Below are 19,914 nucleotides of genomic sequence, written 5' to 3'. Positions count from 1 at the left end.
ATTCGGTGCCTGATCGAATCCGTTCGCGCAGCCGCCACCGAGCAGCAAATCAACAGGTTGCGTCGCCAAGCGATGACGACCGCCGGACGATCCGGCGCAAAGGGAGGAACAACAATGACTTATGCTAGCCGACTGGCCGTTGCGGCCGCGGTCCTGTCACTGGCGGCAGGGGCCGCGCATGCGCAGGACAAGCAGACCCTGGCCATCGTGGTGAAGGGGCTCGACAACCCGTTCTTTGAACAGATCAACCTCGGCTGTCAGGACTGGGCCGCCAACAATCTCGATTCCGAGTATGAATGCCTTTACACCGGTCCTGCCTCCAGCGCCGACGAGGCGGGGCAGGTGCAACTGGTGGACGACCTGATCACGCGCGGGGTGGCGGCGATCGCCATTTCCCCGTCCAACGCGCCGGCCATGGCAAACCGGCTGCGCGAGATCGCGCCCGAAATCCCCGTCATGACCGTCGACGCGGACCTGTCCGAGGCAGACCGGTCGCTACGGGCCACTTTCCTTGGCACCGACAACTACCTGATGGGCGTGATGATGGCCGAGCAGGCCATGCGGCTGAAGCCGGAGGGTGGCACCGTGTGCCTGCAGCTGGGCAACGTGGCGGCTGACAACATCAATGCCCGCGCCGCCGGCTTCCGTGACACGGTTGCCGGAACCGAGGGGACAGATCGGCTGGCCGGGGAGGGTGGCTGGACCGAGATAGAGGGTTGCCCGGTCTTCACCAACGACCAGGCGGATCTCGCCAATCAGCAAATGGCCGACGTGTTCACCGCCAATCCTGATCTCGATGCCTTCATCCTGATCGGGGGTTGGGCCCAGTTCGCCCCGCAGGCCTATGCCCAAGTCACCGATCAGGTCAGGGATCGGCTCTCCAGCGATGAGCTCATCATCATCGCCGGCGACACCCTGCCGCCGCAGGTGCAGGCCTTCAACGAGGGTCGCAGCCACGTACAAGTCGGCCAGCGGCCGTTTGAAATGGGCCAGCGTGCGCCCGACGTCATGATCCAGCTTATCAACGGCGAGACGGTGGAAGACCCGATCTATACGGGCCTCGATGTCTGCACCCGCGAAGAGCCGGGCTTCTGCGCCCAGTAAAGGATGTGACGATGGGCGGGCGTGTCGCAATGCGACATGCCCGTCACCAATCAGGGGTGAGGGGCTTCAAGTTGAGACTGTTAGTGACTGGCCTGACCGGGAAGGTGGGAGCGAGCTTTCTGCCTGCATTCCGGGCTGACGAGCGCTTCGCGGGCTGGCAGGTCCGGGCGATCTGCAACAACCGGGTGGTAGATGATCCCGACGTGGAAGTCGTGCGCGCCTCGATCGCCGATGCCGGTGCCATGCGCTCGGCCATGGAGGGTGTCACTCACGTCCTTCACCTGGCATCCGTCAAGGAGACCCCACAGCTGGCGATGGATGTTGGCGTAAAGGGCATGTTCAACCTGCTGGAGGCGTTCCGCCAGTCCGGCACCCCGCGCCAGTTCATGCTGATCAGCGGCGATTGCACCGTCGGGCACATCATGCACCCCTATCAGGAGCCGATCACCGAGCTCTCGCCTCTTCGGCCCTATCCCGGCTCCTATGCCCTGACCAAGGCGCTGGAGGAGGCAATGCTCGAGACGTGCCGCGTCCAGTACGGCATCAATACCTGCTGCCTGCGCGCACCCTGGATCATGGAAAAGGACGACTTCCGGCACGCACTGAGCTTCAGGGCGCAGTTCGGCGGTCCGCCCTGGACCGATCTGCTCAGCGAGGCCGACGTGGCCCGCTACGCCGAACTGGATGCCGTACCCCTGCTACGGGATCGGAAGGGTGCGCCCCTGCGGCGCAACTTCATCCATGTCAGCGACCTAGTCTCCGCAATTCTGGCGGCGCTGGATAACCCGGCCGCCGAGGGCCAGCTGTTCAACATCGCCATGAATGCGCCCGTGGATTACGCCGAGATCGCCGAGCACCTGGCTTCAACTCGCGGCGTCCCCGTCGTCGATATTGCCACCCCGTTTCACAGCAACTGGCTCGACAATGCCAAGGCCCGGCTCCTGCTGGGCTGGCGGCCGCTGGTTGATTTCGTCGAACTCGTGGAGCGCGCCTGGACCTACCAGCGCGCGCCCGATGATCCGCGCATCGTCTGGTACCCAGGCTAGTGCGCCACTGAATGTCCGGTGCCGCCGATGTGGCTGAGGCCGCAGTCGGCCCGGACAGGTACAGCCCGAAGGCAGAGGAGTGCCCCGGGTTTCTTGGAGAGGTCGGGTGACGCCGTGTGCGCGGGCCGACAGGGAGGAACGTATGAAACTGAAAACAGCCGTCTCGGCCGCTGCACTGGCCGCCGTTCTCGCCAGCACCGCCGTGGCCCAGGACAAACCGCAGCTCGCCTTTGTGGTGAATGCCGCTTCCGACTTCTGGAAGCTGGCGGAAGCGGGTGTCGCCAAGGCACAGGAGGAACTGCCGGGCTATGACCTGCAATTCCGCTACCCTGCCCAGGGGACTGCAGCGCTGCAGAATGCCTTGATGGATGACCTGGTCGCTGCAGGCACGGACGCCATCATGATCTCGTCGGCGGATCCGAAGAACTCCATCGACGCCTTCAACCGCATCGCCGCCCAGGTGCCGCTGTTCACCACCGACAGCGACGCCCCCGACAGCGATCGTATCGCCTATCTCGGATCGTCCAACACCGATGCCGGCGTGCAGGCGGGTGAGATCGCCGTCAAGGCGCTGCCCGACGGCGGCAAGTGCATGGGCTTCGTCGGCTTCCTTGGGGCGGACAATGCCGTCGAGCGCATCGCCGGCTTCCGCGAGGCTGTCGAAGGATCGGGGGTCGAACTGGTCGATGTTCGCGGCGACGACGTCGACTTCGCCCGAGCCCGGTCCAATGTGGACGACGTGCTGGCGGCTAATCCCGACATCAACTGCATGGTCGGGTTCTATTCCTACAACCCGCCCAAGATCTATGAAGCCCTGCAGGCTGCCGGCAAGCTGGGCGAGATCACGGTCATCGCCTTCGATGAGGACCCGATCACGCTCGGCGCGGTGCGAGAAGGCAGCTTTGCCGGCACCGTGGTGCAGGACCCCTACCAGTGGGGCTACCAGGGCATGCACCTGATGGCGAAATATCTCGAGGGGGACACTTCCGAGATCCCCGAAAATGAGCTGATCATTGTTCCCACCAAGGTCATCGACCAGGCCAATGTCGATGCCTTCGAGGCGGAACTGAAGGAGCGCATCGGCGGGTGATCCTCCCAGGCCAGTGCGGCCGCACCGGGCAGACGACCTCATGCCCGGTGCGGTGGTCTTACGGGGTCGACATAGCAGGGCTTCGGATGTCGCAGTTTCAGTCCACGCCGCTCCTCAGCCTTCAGAACATCTCCAAGGCCTATCCTGGCGTGATGGCGCTTTCCAATGTCTCGCTGTCCCTCATGAAAGGCGAGGTCCTCGCCCTGATCGGCGAGAACGGCGCCGGCAAGTCCACCTTGATGAAGATCCTCGGTGGCGTCACTGAACCCGACTCAGGTCGCATCCTTGTGGACGGCGTGGACTATGACCGGTTGTCGGTTTCCCAGTCGCAGGCGGCGGGCATTGCCTTCGTCCATCAGGAACTGAACGTCTTCGACAATCTCGATGCAGCGGCCAACATGTTTCTGGGGCGGGAACTCCGCAGCGGGCTTGGCCTGCTGGACCTTGCAGCCATGCACCAGGCAGCCGCGCCATTGCTGGCCCGTGTGGGCGCCCATTTTCCACCGCACGCACCGGTAGCCGACCTGTCGCTGGCCGAGCGGCAGTTGCTCGAAATCGCCAAGGCGCTGTCCATCGACGCCCGCATCGTCATCATGGACGAGCCGACCTCATCGCTGACGCTGGCGGAAACCCGTACACTGATGAAGGTGATCGCCGACCTCAGGGCCGAGGGCATCGCCGTCATCTACATCTCCCATCGGCTATCGGAGGTCGAGGAATGTGCCGACCGCGTCGTCGGCCTGCGGGACGGCCGTGTCGCCGGACATCTCGACCGCGACGAGATCAGCCACGACAACATGATCCGCCTGATGATCGGGCGCGACCTCAGATCCCTCTACATCCCGCCCGCGCGCCCCGTGGGTGAGGTGGTCCTGTCCCTCCGACAGGTCGAGATCGCCGCGAATCCCGGCGCGCGCGTCGACCTCGATATTCACGCCGTTGAAATCCTGGGGATAGCCGGGCTGGTGGGGGCCGGAAGGACGGAGATTGCCGAGGCCATCTTCGGTGCCGCGCCGGTGCTGGCGGGGGACATGCAGCTTGCCGGTGAGCGCTACCGGGTGCTTTCCCCGCGGGATGCGATCGAAGCCGGGCTCTACCTCGTGCCAGAGGATCGCAAGCACACCGGGCTCGTGCTGGAGAGCACGATCGCCGAGAATGTCTGCCTCCCCGACCTGGGATCCGTCAGCCGGGCAGGGCTGGTCTCGGGCCCGGCCGTGCTGGCGCGCGCCGATGAGCAGCGGCGCCAGCTCGGCATTCGAGCGCCCAATGTGCGGCAGCTCGCCGCCAACCTGTCCGGGGGCAACCAGCAGAAGGTGGTGCTGGCGAAGTGGCTCTCCATGCGGCCGCGCGTGATCATCTTCGATGAGCCGACCCGCGGCATCGATGTTGGTGCCAAGTCCGAAATCTACGGCCTGATGCGGGGGCTCGCCGACAACGGCGTCGCCGTGGTGATGATCTCCAGCGACATGGAGGAGGTTATCGGCGTCTCCGATCGTATCGTGGTGCTGCGCGAAGGCGAGGTCGCCGGGTGTCTCCAGCGCAGCGATTTTTCCGAACACAACGTGCTCAAACTCGCCGTCGGCGCAAACTGAAGGGACGCGCTCATGCACAAGAAGGATATGGGACTCGCTGTCCTGATCATCGTGGTTGGCGCCGTCGTCTACCTGCGCAATCCGCTGTTCCTCTCCCCGATCAACCTTGGCAACACGGCCAATCTGATCGGCCTGTTCGGGCTCTTCGCCATCGGGCAGGGCTTCGTGATCATGACCGGGGGCATCGATCTTGCCGTGGGGTCGATGATCGCCCTGCTCGGCGTGTTGTTCGTCGAGATGGTCGGCAAGTTCGGCGTGTCTTGGCCGCTGGCCATCCTCATCACGCTAGGGCTCGGAGCGATCATGGGGCTCGCCCATGGCATCCTGATCACCCGGCTCAAGATGCAACCCTTCGTGGTCACCCTGTGCGGGTTGCTGATCTATCGCGGCCTGGCGCGGGGCTATACCGGTGAGGCCACCGCCGGATTTCCGTTCGGCGCCAGCTATCCCGAACTGGAGTGGTTGACCCTCGGGCGGTCCTTCGGCGTGCCGCATTCCTTCTTCGCCATGCTGCTGGTGGCGGCGATCGCGTGGGTGGTGCTGCACCGGTCCGTGTTCGGGCGCCACCTCTATGCGGTTGGCAGGAACGAAGAAGCTGCCCGCTATTCCGGCGTCCGCACAGGGCGGGTCATCACCGTCGCCTATGTCATCAGCGCCGTTCTGGCGGCGGTGGCGGCGATCTACTTCGCCATGTTCACCAAATCCGTGCAGCCATCGTCGCACGGGAACTTCTACGAGCTCTACGCCATCGCCGCAGCCGTGTTGGGCGGATTCTCACTGCGGGGCGGCGAGGGATCGATCGTTGGTGTCGTTCTGGGTGCGGTGCTCCTGCAGGAACTGCAGAACCTCGTGAACCTGCTTGGTATTCCCTCCTCGCTCAATTTCGCAGTGATGGGCGGCGTCATCCTTGTCGGCGTGCTCGCCGACCAGCAGTTCAACCGCTACCGAGAAAAGCAGCGAACCGCCCGCGCCAGACAATCCTTGGGCCGCGGCGAGACAGCGCAGGCGTGATGGTACTGCGGCGAATTTCTAGACTAGCCAAGACGACAAAGCTTTTCGGTCTGACGAAACCTGCTGCTGAAGAAGGGCGTTTCGCCGGATATCTCTTGAGAATGGACACAGCCCCTATTCGGATGCCATTTCGGTGGCAACGCAATGGGGTCGAAAGCCGCCTGGATGGAGCAGTGGTCTAACGGCAGCTTCTCTGGAAACAGCACCTCTATGCTGCCGGTCCGCTTTCGGCCCCAAGGTAACCGCCCGCTGCAGTAAACGTGAGCGTTGAAGCCGCACGCTCACACCGGCGGCGTTCCACCCTGGGTGCACTGCTAGGCCCTGTTCGATGCCTTGATCAGGCGCTTTCTCGGGCGACGATTTCGAAACCAAGGCGAACCGACTTGGCCGCCGGCTCTCGTTGGTTGAGGCGGGCCAGGATCATGCGCCCCGCCTCCATGCCGGTTTCGCGCACCGGAAAGCGGATGGTCGTGAGGCCTGGTCGTATCCACCCGGACATTATGGTGTCGCCAAAGCTGGCGATGGCAACGCGGCCTGGAACGTCAATGTTCAGATCCGCGGCATGCCGAATCGCGCCCATAGCGACGTAATGGCCAGCAAAAACCACCGCTTCGACTTGCGGATGCTGGCGCAGGATGCTGCCGATGATTTCGCCGCCCTGTCCGGTGCCGGGTACCGCAGCGATGTTGTATGAGATCGGATCGGGAAGCCCGGCCTCACGCGTTGCCAGGCGTAGACCAGCGAGACGGTCAGTCATGCGGCTGTCATCGAGGCCGAGATGGCCGACAAACGCCAGGTTGTTCCGCCCCTTGCCAATGAGGTATTGCCCGATCGCCGCGCCGGCATCAACGTTGGATGACCCGACGCTCATATCGAGCGGATTGGGGTTGTAGTCGAACATCTCGACCATTGGGATGCCTGACCGCTGAAGCAAATAGAGGCATTCGTCGGTGTGATCCTTGCCCGTGAGCAGGATGCCGTCCACGCGATGCCCGAGGAAGGTGCGGACGAGATTGCACTCGGCCTCGGCAGAGAAGTGCGAATGCCCCAGCAGGATCTGATAGCCGGCGGGCTCAAGAACGTCGGCAGCCCCCTGCATTACCATTGAATGGATGGGGTTGGCACTGGTGGGCACAACGACCCCAATGACCCGCGTGCGGGAGGAGGCAAGGCTCGACGCCTGACGATTGGGGATATAGCCGAGCCTGGTCGCTACCTCTAGCACATGCTCGCGCGTGCGCGCCGAGACGCGATCGGGATTGGTCATACAACGCGAGACGGTGACGGTCGAGACCCCTGCGGCTTTAGCGACTTCCTGAAGGCGTACGGTTGAAATCGAGGTCGGCGAAGCGATTGGCACAGCGGGATCCGGCAAGGGCTATCCTCCTCCTGTCTAGCCCCGTGCCGTGGCGGCAACAAGCTCGACTTGACGGCGTGGAAGCGCGATCCTACACCAATGGAAAGCGCTTGCCAATTTTGAGGATCAGGATGCCTGCAAAGGTCCGTGCTGCTGTGATAGGCGCTGGGTGGTATGCCGCGCAAAATCACATTCCGACGCTGGCGGCCCGCGATGACGTCGTCCTGGATGGCGTATCGCGCCTTGGCGCTAACGAACTTACGCTTGTCCGCGATCACTTCGGCTTCGCCTTTGCGTCGGAAGATTATCGTGAGGTGCTTTCCCGGAAACCGGACGTGGTCGTGGTCGCTTCGCCACATCATCTGCATTTCGAGCACGCCCGCGCTGCCATCGAGGTTGGAGCACATGTGCTTTGCGAGAAGCCGATGACGCTCGATCCTGAAGAAGCGTGGGAGTTGGCTCGTCTAGCGCAGCAACACGATCGTCATCTGCTGATTGCCAATGGCTACAATTACTTGCCGCAGGTAAACGTACTCGCGGAGCGGGTCGCCTCCGGAGCCATCGGCGAGATCGAGCATGCGGTGGTGAGTTTCATTTCCGCCACTCGAGACGTGTTTGAAGGTCACCGCGGTTTGCGACAATGGGAAACCGCCATGTTCCGCCCGGACCGTGGAACCTGGCAGGATCCGTCCCGTGGCGGCGGATTTGCCTATGGCCAACTCAGCCATGCACTGTCTCTGTTGCTCTACGTCACGGGTCTAGCCCCGCGGTCGATCGCCGGGCATGTCTTTGGCCGCGACGGCATCGACCTTGCCAATTCCGGCAGTCTCGCGCTGGCCAACGGCGCTGTCGTCAGCTTGTCGGGGGCGGCTGCGATGCCGCAGGGAAATCGGGCGTTGATGCGCCTTTACCTAGCCGGAAGCGAGGGTATGGCCACGGCGGACTTCGATATGGATCACGCATCCATCCGGCACGCTGACGGCACCGTCGACATGTTGCCGCTGGAGGAGGGCGACTGGGTCTACAACTGCAAGGGTCCGGTCAATGCCCTTGTAGAGTTGGCGCAGGGACGCGGCCAGAACCGGTCCTCAGGCATCTCCGGGGCGCAAAGCGTCAGCATCATCTCCGGACTGCTGTCATCGGCGAGATCTGGCGGTGCTCTGCAGCGTGTGCGGGGCGCGCTATGACCGGCCTCGATGCAGTGTCGTCCCGCGCCTTCCTTTTACGCATCCGCCCGGGCAAGCTTGAAGACTATAAGCGGCGGCATGCAGCGATCTGGCCGGAGATGCTTTCCGCCCTGCGAGAGGCCGGCTGCGTACATTACGACATTCATGTCTACGAGCCGCTGGGCTTGGTGTTCGGGCACATGCTCTACAGGCCGCAGGAACCTCTGGTACCGGAGCACCCGGTGATCCTCCAATGGCGCGCCTACATGGCCGACGTGCTGGAGATGGACGGGGGTCAGCCCAGCCGGGAGCCTCTTGTGCATGTTTTCCAGCTCCGCGGTGACTGATCGGTCGTCTCACGGGCCTCCATTGACTACGGCACATGAATGGGTCAAATTTCAATGGAAAGCGCTTTCCAATAATCGGATATGGCGATAGACAGTTCTTGAGGATGGCCGAACGAGGCGACAAGGCCCATCGGCAAATTGGGAGGAGACCATGCCAAAACTTGAACGCAACACCCGTGCAGGCCTAACGGCTCTGGCGGCCATGATGATGGGTACCGCGCTAGTAGGCGCCCAAGACCTGCCAGACGTACCCCGTAACCGCACGCTCGTCAGCCAAGGTTGGGACTATTACAATTCAGTCCCATCAATCGACAACTTCAACCCGTATGCCGGCGTGTTGCTGCACCAGCGCAACAGCCTGCACTACACGGTCAATGAATCTCTGTTCTACACCAACCACTTCACCAACGAGCTGATCCCTTGGATCGGCGAGAGCTACAGCTATAACGACGACTACACAGAGATAACCATCAACCTGCGAGAAGGGGTGACCTGGAGCGATGGGGAGACCCTCGACGCCGGCGACGTGGTTTTCACTTTCGACATGCTCAAGGGTGCGGCGCCGGACCTGCTGTTCTCCAGCGCCATAGCCGAGTGGGTGGCCTCAGCGGAAGCCGTTGACCCGCTCACCGTCAAAGTGACGCTGACCAAGCCGGGTCCCCGTTGGGCTGCCGACTTCCTGGCCACCGGTCAGTCCACCCGGTTCGTCATCGTGCCCCAGCACATTTGGGAGGGCCAGGATCCGAAGACCTTCGCCAATTTCGACCTCGAAAAGGGCTGGCCCGTTGGGACCGGACCATACGAACTGGTCAAGTCCGATGCGAGTTCTCTGTTCTTTGATCTTCGCGATGGTTGGTGGGCTCTGGACGCCGGTGTCGTTGCCGAGATGCCCAAGGTCGAACGCGTGATTTACGTGCCGGCGACAGCTGAAGCCATGCCGCAGCTTTATGCCACTAACCAGATTGACATCGGCCGCAATATTCAGTCCGGCGTGTTTGAAGCCATTCGCGTTCAGAACCCCAATCTGGCCGCTTGGAATAGCGAAGGGCCGGTCTGGGGCGCGCCCAACGGCTGTGTCGTCGGCATCCGCTTCAACACTCAGAAGGAGCCCTTCGACGACGTAGCGCTGCGTCAGGCCATCAACGCCGCGATCGACCGCGACCAGATCATCAACCTCGCCTACGAGGGATCCGTCCAAAAGGCCGTGCTGCCGTTCTCGTCCTATCAGGGTATGCTGGACTATGTAGATGCGATCGCAGACACCGTAGACCTGAGCCAGCTCGATGCGCGGAACCTAGACCGTGTGGCTGAACTGATGGCCGAGGCAGGGTACACCAGCACCGACGGCAAATGGACCAACGCAGACGGCTCGCCGCTGCAGATTGCCATCCAGGTCGGCCAGGGTGACCCGGTTGGCCCGGTGCTGGGCGAGCAGCTCGTTTCCGCTGGCTTCGATGCTATCGTCAATGTCCAGCAATCGACTGCGCAGACCGAAGCGCTAACAGCGGGCAATTTCGAACTCAGCGTGTACCCGCATTGCGGTAGCCTCTACGATCCCTGGCAGACTCTCGAGCATTTCCACTCCAAGTACGCAGCGCCGGAAGGCGAGGCAGCGACAAATCTTCGTGCTGTAACCCGCTATGCCAACCCGGAGCTCGATGCGCTTCTCGATCAAATGGAGTCATCGCAGCCGTCCCCGGACGACGCAGAGTATGTCGCCCTTGCAGAGCAGGCCACAGCCATCTTTGCCCGCGACCTGCCGGAGATCCCGCTGTTCGAGGAAATCCAGACTCAGCCGTTCAACACCACTTTCTGGACCGGCTACCCGTCCTCGAGCGATCCGTACGTCGCTCAGCCGCTGCCCTGGGAAGGCTTCGCGCTGGTAATCCATCGCCTGCAGCCAACCCAATAGTTCCTCCAGATGGGAGGCTTCGCAGCCTCCCATCGCAGCAGGCAGAGTTTTCGCCGTGGTCAAGATCAAGCAAATTCAGGCCTTCGCCATCCGCAGCGAGATGGTCGGGGCGCTCTACAAAGAGGGTTCGACCTCCTCCACGCCACCCCGACGCGACCCGTGGAACCGGAACGCACAGGTTGCAGGCCCCATGTCCGGCTATTCGCATCTCAAAGCCAGTCGATCGAGCTGGCGGCTCGATGGTTCCGTCGGCTGCCTTGTCACCGCGGAGGATGGTACGAGGGGCTTTGGCGTCAGCCGCCACGGCCAGGCCGTGATAGGCCTGATCAACGAGCACTTCGCACCGCTGCTCGAGGGGCAGGACGCCGTCGCCACGGAACGGGCTTGGGACATGATGACGCGCGCGTCCTCACCCTATGGCACTGCGGGCATTGCCTCCTATGCCATCAGTGCCGTCGATCTGGCCCTTTGGGACCTCAAGGGCAAAATCCTGCAGCGTCCTGTCTACGAACTGCTTGGCGGCCCGGCGAGGGAATCCATCTTTTGCTATGCCACCGGCAACGACACCGACTGGCACATGGAACTCGGGTTTGAGGCGACCAAGCTCGCCTGTCCCTTCGGAGCTTTCGACGGCCTTGTTGGGCTCGCGGGAAACGAGGAACTCGTCGCTCGGACCAGAGAGCTGGTGGGGGCAAACGTTGAACTCATGCTGGACTGCTGGCTGGCTCTGGATGTCGAGTACGCCGTTCGGCTCGGAGAGCGCCTTCGTCCCTACAACCTGCGCTGGATCGAAGACTGCCTGCTGCCCGAGCAGCTCGATGCTCATGCAAGCCTGCGCAACAGACTGCCGTGGTTGCCTCTGGCGACTGGCGAGCACTGGTACACCCCGGCAAATTTCCTCCACGCGGCTAGCCGGCAACTCGCCGATATCTTTCAGCCGGACATCTGCTGGGCCGGCGGATTGACGGGTTGTCTACGCATCAACCACATCGCAGAGGCCGCGGGCATCGAAGTCATCCTTCATGCCGGCATGAACACGCCCTATGGACAGCACCTCACCCACGCCAGCGCCAATATGCGGTGGGGCGAGTTCTTCCTCGGCTCTGCACCAGGTGTACCGCTCCGCGAGGCCGTGGTGTTTCCGGGCATGAGCGTTCCTGAAGCCGGACGGCTTATTCCCAACGACGAGCCAGGCTTTGGCCTGGGCCTCACCGAGGCCCGCCTCGAAGCCATGCGCGTGTAGGGAGCTTGCCCATGTACTTGCGCTACGCCACCCAGCGCTTTGGCTTGATGCTCGCCGTCATCGTTCTTGCCGTCTCAATCAACTTCCTGCTGCCCCGCCTCATGCCCGGTGATCCGATCGAGGCCCAGCTGAACCAACTGCTGGCGACAGGAAGCGGAGGTGGCGGCGACATTTCGGCGATGGTCGAGTCCTATCGGGCGCGCTTCGGCTTGGATCGCCCGCTTTGGGAGCAGTATCTCAACTACTGGGGCGCAACGTTGCGTCTTGACCTCGGCGTATCCCTGGCTGCCTATCCGGAACGGGTGATCGATGCGGTCCGCGCCGGACTGCCGTGGACAATTGGCCTTCTTGGTTTTGCGACTCTGGTAAGCTTCGCGCTCGGGACACTTCTCGGCGGCCTCATGGGTTGGCCCCGTTCCCCACGGTGGCTGCAGCCCTTCGGTTCGTCCGTCGTGCTTTTCTCATCGATCCCATACTTCCTCATCGGCATGGTGCTGCTCTACTTGTTTGCCATCGTGTGGCGCATTTTCCCCGCCGGTGGGGGGCTGCCTTTCGGGTTGCAGACGGGGTTCAACTGGGAAACCATCTCGGCCATTGCCATGCATGCCACGCTGCCGGCGGCATCAATCATCCTTGCTGAGATCGGCGCGTGGGCACTGGGCATGCGCGGCATGCTGGTGAGTGTGCTCGGCGAAGACTACATCGCGCTGGCAGACGCAAAGGGCCTCACGCCACGCCGCATCTTCTTCTGGTATGGCATGCGCAACGCGCTGCTGCCCCAACTGACCAAGCTGGCATTGGCCATGGGTCACATCGTTTCCGGTGCCATTCTGGTGGAGGTCATCTTCTCCTATCCCGGCATCGGCTTTCGCCTCTATCAGGCGATCCAGTCCAAGGACTACTTCGTGATTCAGGGCATCGTCCTCATTCTGTCGGTCTCCATCGCCGTCGCGATGTTCATCCTCGACCTCATCTATCCGCTCATCGATCCGCGGATCACGGCCAAGGAGAAGTGAGAATGGCATCGCCACTGTTCCGCTCCGCCGACCTCGTTCGTAACCGTCCGCTGTTTTTCGGCCTGGCTCTCCTCGGCACCATCTGTCTGCTTGCCGTCATCGGGCCGTTGGTGGTCGATCCGACCGGCGCACGGGTGGGCGCTACCATCCCGCGGCAGCCGCCCTCGGCCGAGCATTTGCTCGGCACTGATGGTCAAGGCCGCGACATGTTGACTGTGCTGATCCATGCGTTGCCCAATACGCTGAAGATCGGCTTCGCCGCCGGCCTCATCAGCCTGTCGGTCGGCGTAACCCTTGGCCTTCTCGCGGGGTTTATCGGCGGCATCATCGATACGACGATCCGCCTTGCCTCGGACGTCATGATGACCATTCCGGGGATTGCCATCCTGGTACTGGTTGCCGCCAATGTGCGTGAGATGACCGTCGAGCTGATGGCGATTATTGTTGCTGCCCTCTCGTGGATGGTGGCGACGCGCACCATACGGGCCCAAACGCTGTCATTGCGAGAGCGCGGCTATATTCAGGTCGCGCGGCTCAACGGCAGCACCGGGTTGAAGCTGGTGTTTGTAGAGGTACTGCCGAATCTGCTGCCCTTCATTGCCGCCAGCTTCGTCATCACCGTTTCCGGCGCGATGCTGGCTACCATCGGGCTGGAGGCCCTTGGGCTTGGACCTCAGAACGATTTGACGCTCGGCATGACCATCTACTGGGCGCAGTTCTATGGGGCCATCCTGCGCGGCATGTGGTGGTGGTGGGGACCGCCGATCCTTGTGATCTCAGCCATCTTCGTCGGACTCATGTTGATCGCGATGGGCCTCGACGCCTTTGTCAACAAGCGCCTGGGAGGCAATACGTGAGCCAACCGGTTCTGGATATCCGCAACCTCACGATCGAGTACCCGACCGCCAGGGGCAGTTTCGTCGCGGTAAAGAATGCGAGCTTTTCGGTCGGCGCGGGCGAGCGTTTCGGGCTGGTCGGAGAGTCGGGCTCTGGGAAGTCGACGACCATCCTGGCGCTGATGCGAATGCTGCGCGGAGGGTTTGTGTCGAACGGGCAGATGCTGCTCAACGGTCGTGACCTCGCGCAGGTGCCTGACCGGACCTATCGCGATCTACGCTTCGCGGAAATGTCGCTGGTACCCCAAGGAGCCATGAGCTCGCTCAACCCCGTTATTCGCATCGGCAGGCAGATAGACGACATCTTCGAAGACCACGGGGTCCGGCACAAACAGGGCGAACGCGTACGCATCATCGAGAACCTGTTGGCACGCGTCGGCTTGCCTGCCGATGTGCGCCATCGTTTTCCGCACGAGCTTTCCGGTGGCATGAAGCAACGGGTCTGCATCGCCATGTCCATCGCGCTGACGCCCAGCCTTATCCTGGCCGACGAACCTACTAGTGCTCTCGACGTCATGGTGCAAAAGCAGGTGCTGGCGACGCTAAGCAAGGTCCAGCGCGAGCTTAACGCCGCCATCATTCTGATCGGTCACGACATGGCGTTGATGGCGCATTTCGTCACCACACTGGGTGTGATGTATCGGGGCGAGATCGTGGAGATGGGTCCGGTGCGCGAGCTCTTCACCAACCCAAAGCACGACTACACCCGCATGCTGATCAACTCCTTGCCCTCGTTTGAACGCCGTGCCCGTGCGGCGGAAGTGAGCTCGGCATGAGCAAGCTCCTCGAGGTCAGGTCAGCGAGCGTCGTGTTCGACACAGGTGGGGGCTCCAGCAAGCGCGCGCTAGACGACATTTCGCTGGAAATCGGTGGCCCGACACCTTCTATCACGGCCGTGGTCGGCGAAAGCGGCAGTGGCAAGAGCACGTTGATCCGGCTCCTGCTTGGTTTCCAGCACCCCACTGACGGAGAGGTCTCCTACAACGGGCAGAATGTTGCTACGTTGTCTTCGAGCGCGGCGCGGACCTTTCGGAGGGAAGTGCAGGCGATCTTCCAAGATCCGTTCGACGCCTTCAATCCATTCTACAAGATCGACCATCCCCTAGTAACTCCGCTCAAGGCTTTCGGTCTCGTAGCATCACGGGACGAGGCCTATGAACGGATCGAACGAACGCTTCGCAGCGTCGGCCTCGACCCGGCCAATACACTCGGCAAGTACCCGCATCAGCTCTCCGGTGGGCAAAGGCAGCGCGTAATGATCGCGCGGTCGCTGCTGCTCGACCCACAGATAGTTCTCGCCGACGAACCGGTCTCGATGGTGGACGCCTCATTGCGTGCGACAATCCTCGACATCCTTTATGGCCTCAAACAGGAATTGGGTATTTCGCTGGTTTATGTCACCCACGATCTGACCACGGCCTACCAGGTGGCCGACACTATTGTCGTGCTGCACGGCGGGCACATCATGGAGGTCGGGCCGTCTGAGAAAGTGATCCATGATCCGCGGCACGCCTATACCCGCGCCTTGATCGAAGCGGTGCCTTCACCCGATCCTGACAAGCCCTGGAATCTAGAGGAAGAGCCTCCTTCGCCCGATGCCTTTCTTTCGGCTGGGGCAGACCTTGCGCTTTATGCCACCGAACCTGACCGCGCCATTGCTGCTCCGAGGAGGTCTTCCGAACCGGCAGTGACTGCCGCCAGCATCCAACGCGCTGTTATGGCTCAGAAGGCACAGCAATGATCCTCGACTGCCATTGCCACGTCTGGGAGCGGTGGCCCTATCAGCCGCTGGTTCCGGATGCTGCAACGCGTGCAGCCCCCGAACAGCTGTTGTTCGAAATGGATCAGTCGGGCGTCGAGACGGCGGTGCTAATCGCTGCCGCGATCGGCGGTAATCCCAGGAACGCGGACTTTGCCTTTGCCGCCGCACAGCGGTATCCCGGCCGCTTCGTTGTCTTTCCGGACCTTGAGTGTTTCTGGTCGCCCGACTACGGCGAAGCGGGTGCGTCCGGCCGTCTTCAGCAGGCGCTCGAGCGGTGGGACTTCGCTGGGTTCACGGTTTATCTAGCCGAAGATGAAGACGGCTCCCGCCTTACTGCACCGGACGGACTAGCGTTCTTCACGCTGGCGGCCGAGCGTCGTCTCATTGTCAGCCTTTCTGCTTGGCCGCATCAGCTTGCTGCCGTGGTCGACCTGGCTCAGCGCTTACCTACGCTCGTGCTGCTGCTGCACCACTTTGCCTTTTTTGGCCCTCGCAGCGGTACCGGCCCGGACCTCCGTGCCGCCCTCGCGTCCGCATCGGCCTGCGGCAACATCCACGTCAAATATTCGGGGATGGGCAATGTGGCAGCGCCGGAACACGACTATCCCTATGCCTCCTTGGGCTGGCTGCCGCTCGAAATGGCCAGAGCCTTCGGGTCGAGCCGCATGCTGTGGGGTTCGGACTGGCCGGTGTCGCAACGATATATGACTTACCGGCAGAGCCTGATGCTGCTGAAGCGGCATGGGCCTTTTTCAGACGCGGAGTGCATGGCGGTCGGGGGGAACAACATGATGCAGCTGCTGACTGACGCAGCGCAAGGGAGATTTGCATGAACCAGATCGATCTGAATGGAAAAATTGCCGTCGTCACCGGTGGTGCACAAGGCATCGGCCTTGCGGTCGCCCGCCGGCTAATCGCGTCCGGGGCTACCGTGAGCCTGTGGGACATGAACGCGGAACTGCTCGACAGCGCGGTCGAGAGCCTCGGTGCAGGTGCTTCCGCTATTCCCGTCAACATCACCGACTACGCTGCAGTGGCTGCAGCGACCGCGGCCGTTGAGGGCACCCTTGGGAGTCTCGATATCCTTGTGCATTCAGCGGGCATAGCCGGCAAGAACGCACCCATGGACGAATACGATCTCGATGAGTGGCGGCGGGTGATCGATATCGATCTGACCGGTGCGTTCCACGTCAACCGGGCGGTGCTGCCGGGCATGAAGGCGCGCAATTACGGGCGTATCGTCAATATCGCCTCAATCGCCGGCAAGGAGGGTAACCCGAACGCCGCCGCCTATGCAGCCGCCAAGGCGGGCGTCATCGGCATGACCAAGGCCGTGGGCAAGGAATGCGCCGCCTACGACATCGCCATCAACGCCGTCACCCCGGCCACCGCGAAGACCCGCATCCTCGATGAGCTCAAGCCCGAATTCATCGACTACATGCTAAGTCGCATTCCGCGCGGGCGCTTCCTCGAGGTGGAGGAAGCCGCGAGCATGATCGCCTGGCTGGTGAGCCAAGAGAACAGTTTCACCACCGCATCCGTCTTCGACCTATCAGGTGGTCGTGCGACGTACTAGCGGGATGGTTGCTGCCACAAGCGACCAAGCAGCGCGTCAAGGATCTTTAGGGCCACGCGGCAGAACCCAAATGACCCGGCGGCATGTCGGTGGAGGGCTGGTTGAGCGGAACCTAGGAACAGAGGCAGCCGGCAGCTTTGCAGGTGGTACTGCCTGAAAGCGGACAGTCGGCAAACGGCCCCATTGCAGCTGGCGAGACCTGCTTACCGAGTGGCTCCGTTGGGACCGGTAGCCACCGGTCAGAAACGCGCCCCCTGACGTAGAAAGCCACCGCTAGGGGAGGCGAAGTGCTGAACCCTGATTGGCCAAGCTCGGATCTAGACCGCGATCGTTCCGTCCGGATCCGGGAGTTACCAAAGCGTAAACCTTAATCGGCTATTAACCTGCTGCTGCGAAAATGACGCCAATGGAGTCAGTCATGCTTGCAAAACACTGCCTAATCATCGGACTCTTTTTCGCTCTGTCAGCCAGCTCTGGCCTTGCTGATGAATTTCCCGACCGGCTTGCTACAGCCGCCTTGGTCGAAAGAGACCCCGCCGGCGTCTACAAGCTGGAGTGGCAGCGAAGACTGCTCGCAATACAGCACGCCTTTGCGGAGGAGCTAATCAGGGGAGTTGGCATCGACCACACTGCAACTGGATCTATCACTCCGACAGATTTAGCACGTCCACTGCAGTAAAGGTCATCCAGCGCTTAACGCCGGACGTAACGGCGTTTGCGGAACGTGACTGGCCAATCTCACCCTTAAGCCAGCATTGTTTCGGTCCACTCGCAAACGAGAATGCCACGCACTGGTCGTGGTCCACGCAGGCCATTCTACACTCTCCAGGCGTGTCGATGCCGGGCCAAGGTGAAGTGCTGAGATCACCTCCAACATAGTCAGTCCGCGGCGACACATCCACGGTGGGATCGATGACGCCAATGCGGAAAGTCGGCGCTTGTGAAATGTTCGGGGGGAGGAATACGCCTGAAAGGGCTTCCGCATAACCTTCGAGCCGATCGGTGCCGCTCTTAAGGAAGCAGTTCGGGCCGCGTGTAAGGGCAGGGTTAGCGTTGAAAGTAAAGGCCAGACATTGCTTGTCACTTAGGCAAGCGGCAGCACAAGCTACGACGTCGGCTTCACGTTCAGACGAGATGTCCTGGCCGTAGAAGTCCAGCCCCTCATACAACGCCAAGCGCAAACCGAAGTCCTCCGGCGTCGTACTGGTCGCCGGCGGCACCACCGGGTCGGGAGACCTCGGCTCGACCAATTCAGTCAAGGCTGTGTAGTTCGTCTTACCTAGCGCCTTGCCTCCCCGGTTGATGGCGAGGTTATCGAGCTCCGCTTGGGTGAAGACGTACATCTCTTCGCTAGGAGTTCTGAACATTCGGGTGAATACCTCGGTGGGGGTATCGAACCGGGTGAGCACTTCGAGAATGTCGGACACCGACGACTGCACCCCCGATGGGTCAGGCGTTTCTGACCACATCTGATGCACGCCAAGCTCACCCTCCGCCAAGCGTTCCTTGCCAGCGAAGAAGATGAATGCGCACGCAGAGTAGCATCGCGCACCTTCTGGGATGACAGTGCTCAAGCCTTTGGTATGGATGTCGTCTGCAATGAGCAGGGCACTGGCGACCAGGCCGCCATCGCTCGAGAGTACAACCACCTTTGCATCGGGTCGCAACGCCAAAGCGCGCCGAAATTCCAGAGGCGTACCAACCCCGATCTCACCATCAAGTAGGATCGCCGACTGGCTTTGGTCGGACACGATAAATGCGCCAATACGCTCATCGGCAACTGCCGGCAAAACGGAGGCCGCAATGAACAGCAGCAAGAAAAGCAGTACGCGCATGTTGTCCCTCAACGCCGGGATTGAAGCAGTTGGCGGGCAAACCTGCAATCACTGAGGACGCTCAAAGGCACGCACCATCATCGGGACCCCGGGGAACGTGAGCCGTCAGATCGGCCACACCGGCGCCTCGTCCCTCAGGCAAGATCTAAGTGGGCATCTGCTGGAGCGAAGGCAGAACGTCAGCTTCTTAACACGTGTTGCATAAACCCGCCGGTCCGCTATTGGCCCCCTTGCGGCAGTAACGATGAAAGCTGGAGCCAGCTAGAATAAGGCGCAATCAGAATGAGGCCTCGATGTAGGTCGCCTTCAGATAGAAGTCCTTGGGGCGGGTGATATGGCGGACAATAACCGAGCCGAGCTGCTCACCGTTTCCCTTGGCGATCGCATCGATCATTTCGAAGTGCTCGGAGATGGCGATTTCGCGCAACTCGTCACTGGGGAAAGCGCGGGTTCGGATGGGGTGGGTGGCGAAGGTGTAGTGCAGGATCGCGCTCGCCAGCTGCTGGTTGCCGGCCGCCCGGTATAGCACCTCGTGGAAGGTGTTGTTCAGCGAGAACACCTCGGCAAAGTGTTGAGCGCGTGAGGCGTCGCGGTGACGGGAGGCGATATCGGTCAGCTCCTCCACCAGGGCGAGATCGGCCGGCTTGTTAAAGCGCGACGCAGCCTGTCGCTCGAGGCACTCGCGGATTTCGTAGAGCTCCTCGATCTCCCGGATCGAGTAGTCACGGACCTGCACGCCCTTGTTGGGCTGGCGGATGACCAGGCCCATCCGCTCGAGTTCGTCGAAGGCGCGGCGCACCGCATGGCGGGTCGCGTCGGTGCGGGCGATGATTTCGTCTTCGACCAGTCGCTCCCGCGGGCGCAGTTGCCCAGCAATGATCTGGCGCTGCAGGTCACGGTATACCGCATCCCAGCTTTTCGTCTGCACTTGCAATGGCTTGGCGGCTGGCACTACGTGGGA

At 61.9% G+C, this 19,914-nt stretch carries 18 protein-coding genes; 15 read left to right on the top strand and 3 right to left on the bottom strand.

The features are described from left to right. Nucleotides 1-114 precede the first annotated feature (114 nt). From ACFSX5_RS05230 to ACFSX5_RS05210, 5 genes are all read left to right on the top strand, one after another. Complete coding sequence (locus tag ACFSX5_RS05230; RefSeq protein ID WP_386832233.1) at nt 115-1,104, top strand: sugar-binding protein; 990 nt, start codon at nt 115-117, stop codon at nt 1,102-1,104. Between the two features lie 71 nt (nt 1,105-1,175). Then, nucleotides 1,176-2,150 carry an NAD-dependent epimerase/dehydratase family protein gene (locus tag ACFSX5_RS05225; protein WP_386832232.1) on the top strand — a complete coding sequence of 325 codons (975 nt, stop codon included), beginning with the start codon at nt 1,176-1,178 and terminating at the stop codon, nt 2,148-2,150. A gap of 142 nt (nt 2,151-2,292) precedes the next feature. Next, nucleotides 2,293-3,240: a sugar-binding protein gene (locus ACFSX5_RS05220; protein ID WP_386832231.1), complete on the top strand. Its 948-nt coding sequence runs from the start codon at nt 2,293-2,295 to the stop codon at nt 3,238-3,240. A gap of 86 nt (nt 3,241-3,326) precedes the next feature. Beyond that, nucleotides 3,327-4,832 carry a sugar ABC transporter ATP-binding protein gene (locus tag ACFSX5_RS05215; protein ID WP_386832230.1) on the top strand — a complete coding sequence of 502 codons (1,506 nt, stop codon included), beginning with the start codon at nt 3,327-3,329 and terminating at the stop codon, nt 4,830-4,832. A gap of 12 nt (nt 4,833-4,844) precedes the next feature. Next, entirely contained in the window at nt 4,845-5,843 is a 999-nt protein-coding gene (locus tag ACFSX5_RS05210) for an ABC transporter permease (protein ID WP_386832229.1), read from the top strand. A 337-nt stretch (nt 5,844-6,180) separates the two neighbouring features. Here ACFSX5_RS05210 and ACFSX5_RS05205 read toward each other — a convergent pair whose 3' ends face one another. Further along, nucleotides 6,181-7,218 (bottom strand): LacI family DNA-binding transcriptional regulator, encoded by a 1,038-nt coding sequence (locus tag ACFSX5_RS05205; RefSeq protein ID WP_386832228.1) that lies wholly within the window; start codon nt 7,216-7,218, stop codon nt 6,181-6,183. Between the two features lie 113 nt (nt 7,219-7,331). Here ACFSX5_RS05205 and ACFSX5_RS05200 point away from each other — a divergent pair, with 113 nt between their 5' ends. The 10 genes from ACFSX5_RS05200 to ACFSX5_RS05155 all read left to right on the top strand — a co-directional run bounded on the left by ACFSX5_RS05200 (nt 7,332) and on the right by ACFSX5_RS05155 (nt 17,118). Further along, nucleotides 7,332-8,387, top strand: coding sequence for a Gfo/Idh/MocA family protein (locus ACFSX5_RS05200; protein ID WP_386832227.1), 1,056 nt, complete (start codon nt 7,332-7,334; stop codon nt 8,385-8,387). Continuing rightward, nucleotides 8,384-8,713: an L-rhamnose mutarotase gene (locus tag ACFSX5_RS05195; protein WP_386832226.1), complete on the top strand. Its 330-nt coding sequence runs from the start codon at nt 8,384-8,386 to the stop codon at nt 8,711-8,713. The genes ACFSX5_RS05200 and ACFSX5_RS05195 overlap by 4 nt, the downstream gene beginning before the upstream one ends. Before the next feature lie 151 nt (nt 8,714-8,864). Beyond that, nucleotides 8,865-10,625, top strand: coding sequence for an ABC transporter substrate-binding protein (locus ACFSX5_RS05190; protein ID WP_386832225.1), 1,761 nt, complete (start codon nt 8,865-8,867; stop codon nt 10,623-10,625). Between the two features lie 55 nt (nt 10,626-10,680). Beyond that, nucleotides 10,681-11,868: an enolase C-terminal domain-like protein gene (locus tag ACFSX5_RS05185; RefSeq protein ID WP_386832224.1), complete on the top strand. Its 1,188-nt coding sequence runs from the start codon at nt 10,681-10,683 to the stop codon at nt 11,866-11,868. Nucleotides 11,869-11,879: 11 nt separating this feature from the next. Further along, the gene (locus ACFSX5_RS05180; protein WP_386832223.1) at nt 11,880-12,884 is read left to right on the top strand and encodes an ABC transporter permease; all 1,005 of its coding nucleotides are present in this window, start codon (nt 11,880-11,882) and stop codon (nt 12,882-12,884) included. A 2-nt stretch (nt 12,885-12,886) separates the two neighbouring features. Next, nucleotides 12,887-13,741: an ABC transporter permease gene (locus ACFSX5_RS05175; RefSeq protein WP_386832222.1), complete on the top strand. Its 855-nt coding sequence runs from the start codon at nt 12,887-12,889 to the stop codon at nt 13,739-13,741. After that, entirely contained in the window at nt 13,738-14,556 is an 819-nt protein-coding gene (locus ACFSX5_RS05170; RefSeq protein WP_386832221.1) for an ABC transporter ATP-binding protein, read from the top strand. Before ACFSX5_RS05175 ends, ACFSX5_RS05170 begins: the two co-directional genes overlap by 4 nt. Further along, nucleotides 14,553-15,521 (top strand): ABC transporter ATP-binding protein, encoded by a 969-nt coding sequence (locus ACFSX5_RS05165; RefSeq protein ID WP_386832220.1) that lies wholly within the window; start codon nt 14,553-14,555, stop codon nt 15,519-15,521. The genes ACFSX5_RS05170 and ACFSX5_RS05165 overlap by 4 nt, the downstream gene beginning before the upstream one ends. Continuing rightward, nucleotides 15,518-16,375 (top strand): amidohydrolase family protein, encoded by an 858-nt coding sequence (locus ACFSX5_RS05160; RefSeq protein ID WP_386832219.1) that lies wholly within the window; start codon nt 15,518-15,520, stop codon nt 16,373-16,375. Before ACFSX5_RS05165 ends, ACFSX5_RS05160 begins: the two co-directional genes overlap by 4 nt. Then, complete coding sequence (locus ACFSX5_RS05155; RefSeq protein ID WP_386832218.1) at nt 16,372-17,118, top strand: SDR family NAD(P)-dependent oxidoreductase; 747 nt, start codon at nt 16,372-16,374, stop codon at nt 17,116-17,118. Before ACFSX5_RS05160 ends, ACFSX5_RS05155 begins: the two co-directional genes overlap by 4 nt. A 644-nt stretch (nt 17,119-17,762) precedes the next feature. Here ACFSX5_RS05155 and ACFSX5_RS05150 read toward each other — a convergent pair. Beyond that, complete coding sequence (locus ACFSX5_RS05150) at nt 17,763-18,953, bottom strand: PAN domain-containing protein (RefSeq protein ID WP_386832217.1); 1,191 nt, start codon at nt 18,951-18,953, stop codon at nt 17,763-17,765. A gap of 277 nt (nt 18,954-19,230) precedes the next feature. Beyond that, nucleotides 19,231-19,881, bottom strand: coding sequence for a GntR family transcriptional regulator (locus ACFSX5_RS05145; protein WP_386832216.1), 651 nt, complete (start codon nt 19,879-19,881; stop codon nt 19,231-19,233). Nucleotides 19,882-19,914 lie beyond the last annotated feature (33 nt).

This window comes from Devosia albogilva, from assembly GCF_042685625.1.
GTDB classification, from domain to species: Bacteria; Pseudomonadota; Alphaproteobacteria; order Rhizobiales; family Devosiaceae; genus Devosia; species Devosia albogilva.
This window is presented reverse-complemented; position numbering and strand designations above follow the sequence as displayed.

Coding starts and splice junctions, on each gene's coding strand:
- ACFSX5_RS05180 (WP_386832223.1), top strand. CDS start 11,880: ATGTACTTGCGCTACGCCACCCAGCGCTTTGGCTTGATGCTCGCCGTC.
- ACFSX5_RS05175 (WP_386832222.1), top strand. CDS start 12,887: ATGGCATCGCCACTGTTCCGCTCCGCCGACCTCGTTCGTAACCGTCCG.
- ACFSX5_RS05150 (WP_386832217.1), bottom strand. CDS start 18,953: ATGCGCGTACTGCTTTTCTTGCTGCTGTTCATTGCGGCCTCCGTTTTG.
- ACFSX5_RS05190 (WP_386832225.1), top strand. CDS start 8,865: ATGCCAAAACTTGAACGCAACACCCGTGCAGGCCTAACGGCTCTGGCG.
- ACFSX5_RS05230 (WP_386832233.1), top strand. CDS start 115: ATGACTTATGCTAGCCGACTGGCCGTTGCGGCCGCGGTCCTGTCACTG.
- ACFSX5_RS05200 (WP_386832227.1), top strand. CDS start 7,332: ATGCCTGCAAAGGTCCGTGCTGCTGTGATAGGCGCTGGGTGGTATGCC.
- ACFSX5_RS05160 (WP_386832219.1), top strand. CDS start 15,518: ATGATCCTCGACTGCCATTGCCACGTCTGGGAGCGGTGGCCCTATCAG.
- ACFSX5_RS05220 (WP_386832231.1), top strand. CDS start 2,293: ATGAAACTGAAAACAGCCGTCTCGGCCGCTGCACTGGCCGCCGTTCTC.
- ACFSX5_RS05195 (WP_386832226.1), top strand. CDS start 8,384: ATGACCGGCCTCGATGCAGTGTCGTCCCGCGCCTTCCTTTTACGCATC.
- ACFSX5_RS05165 (WP_386832220.1), top strand. CDS start 14,553: ATGAGCAAGCTCCTCGAGGTCAGGTCAGCGAGCGTCGTGTTCGACACA.
- ACFSX5_RS05210 (WP_386832229.1), top strand. CDS start 4,845: ATGCACAAGAAGGATATGGGACTCGCTGTCCTGATCATCGTGGTTGGC.
- ACFSX5_RS05215 (WP_386832230.1), top strand. CDS start 3,327: ATGTCGCAGTTTCAGTCCACGCCGCTCCTCAGCCTTCAGAACATCTCC.
- ACFSX5_RS05155 (WP_386832218.1), top strand. CDS start 16,372: ATGAACCAGATCGATCTGAATGGAAAAATTGCCGTCGTCACCGGTGGT.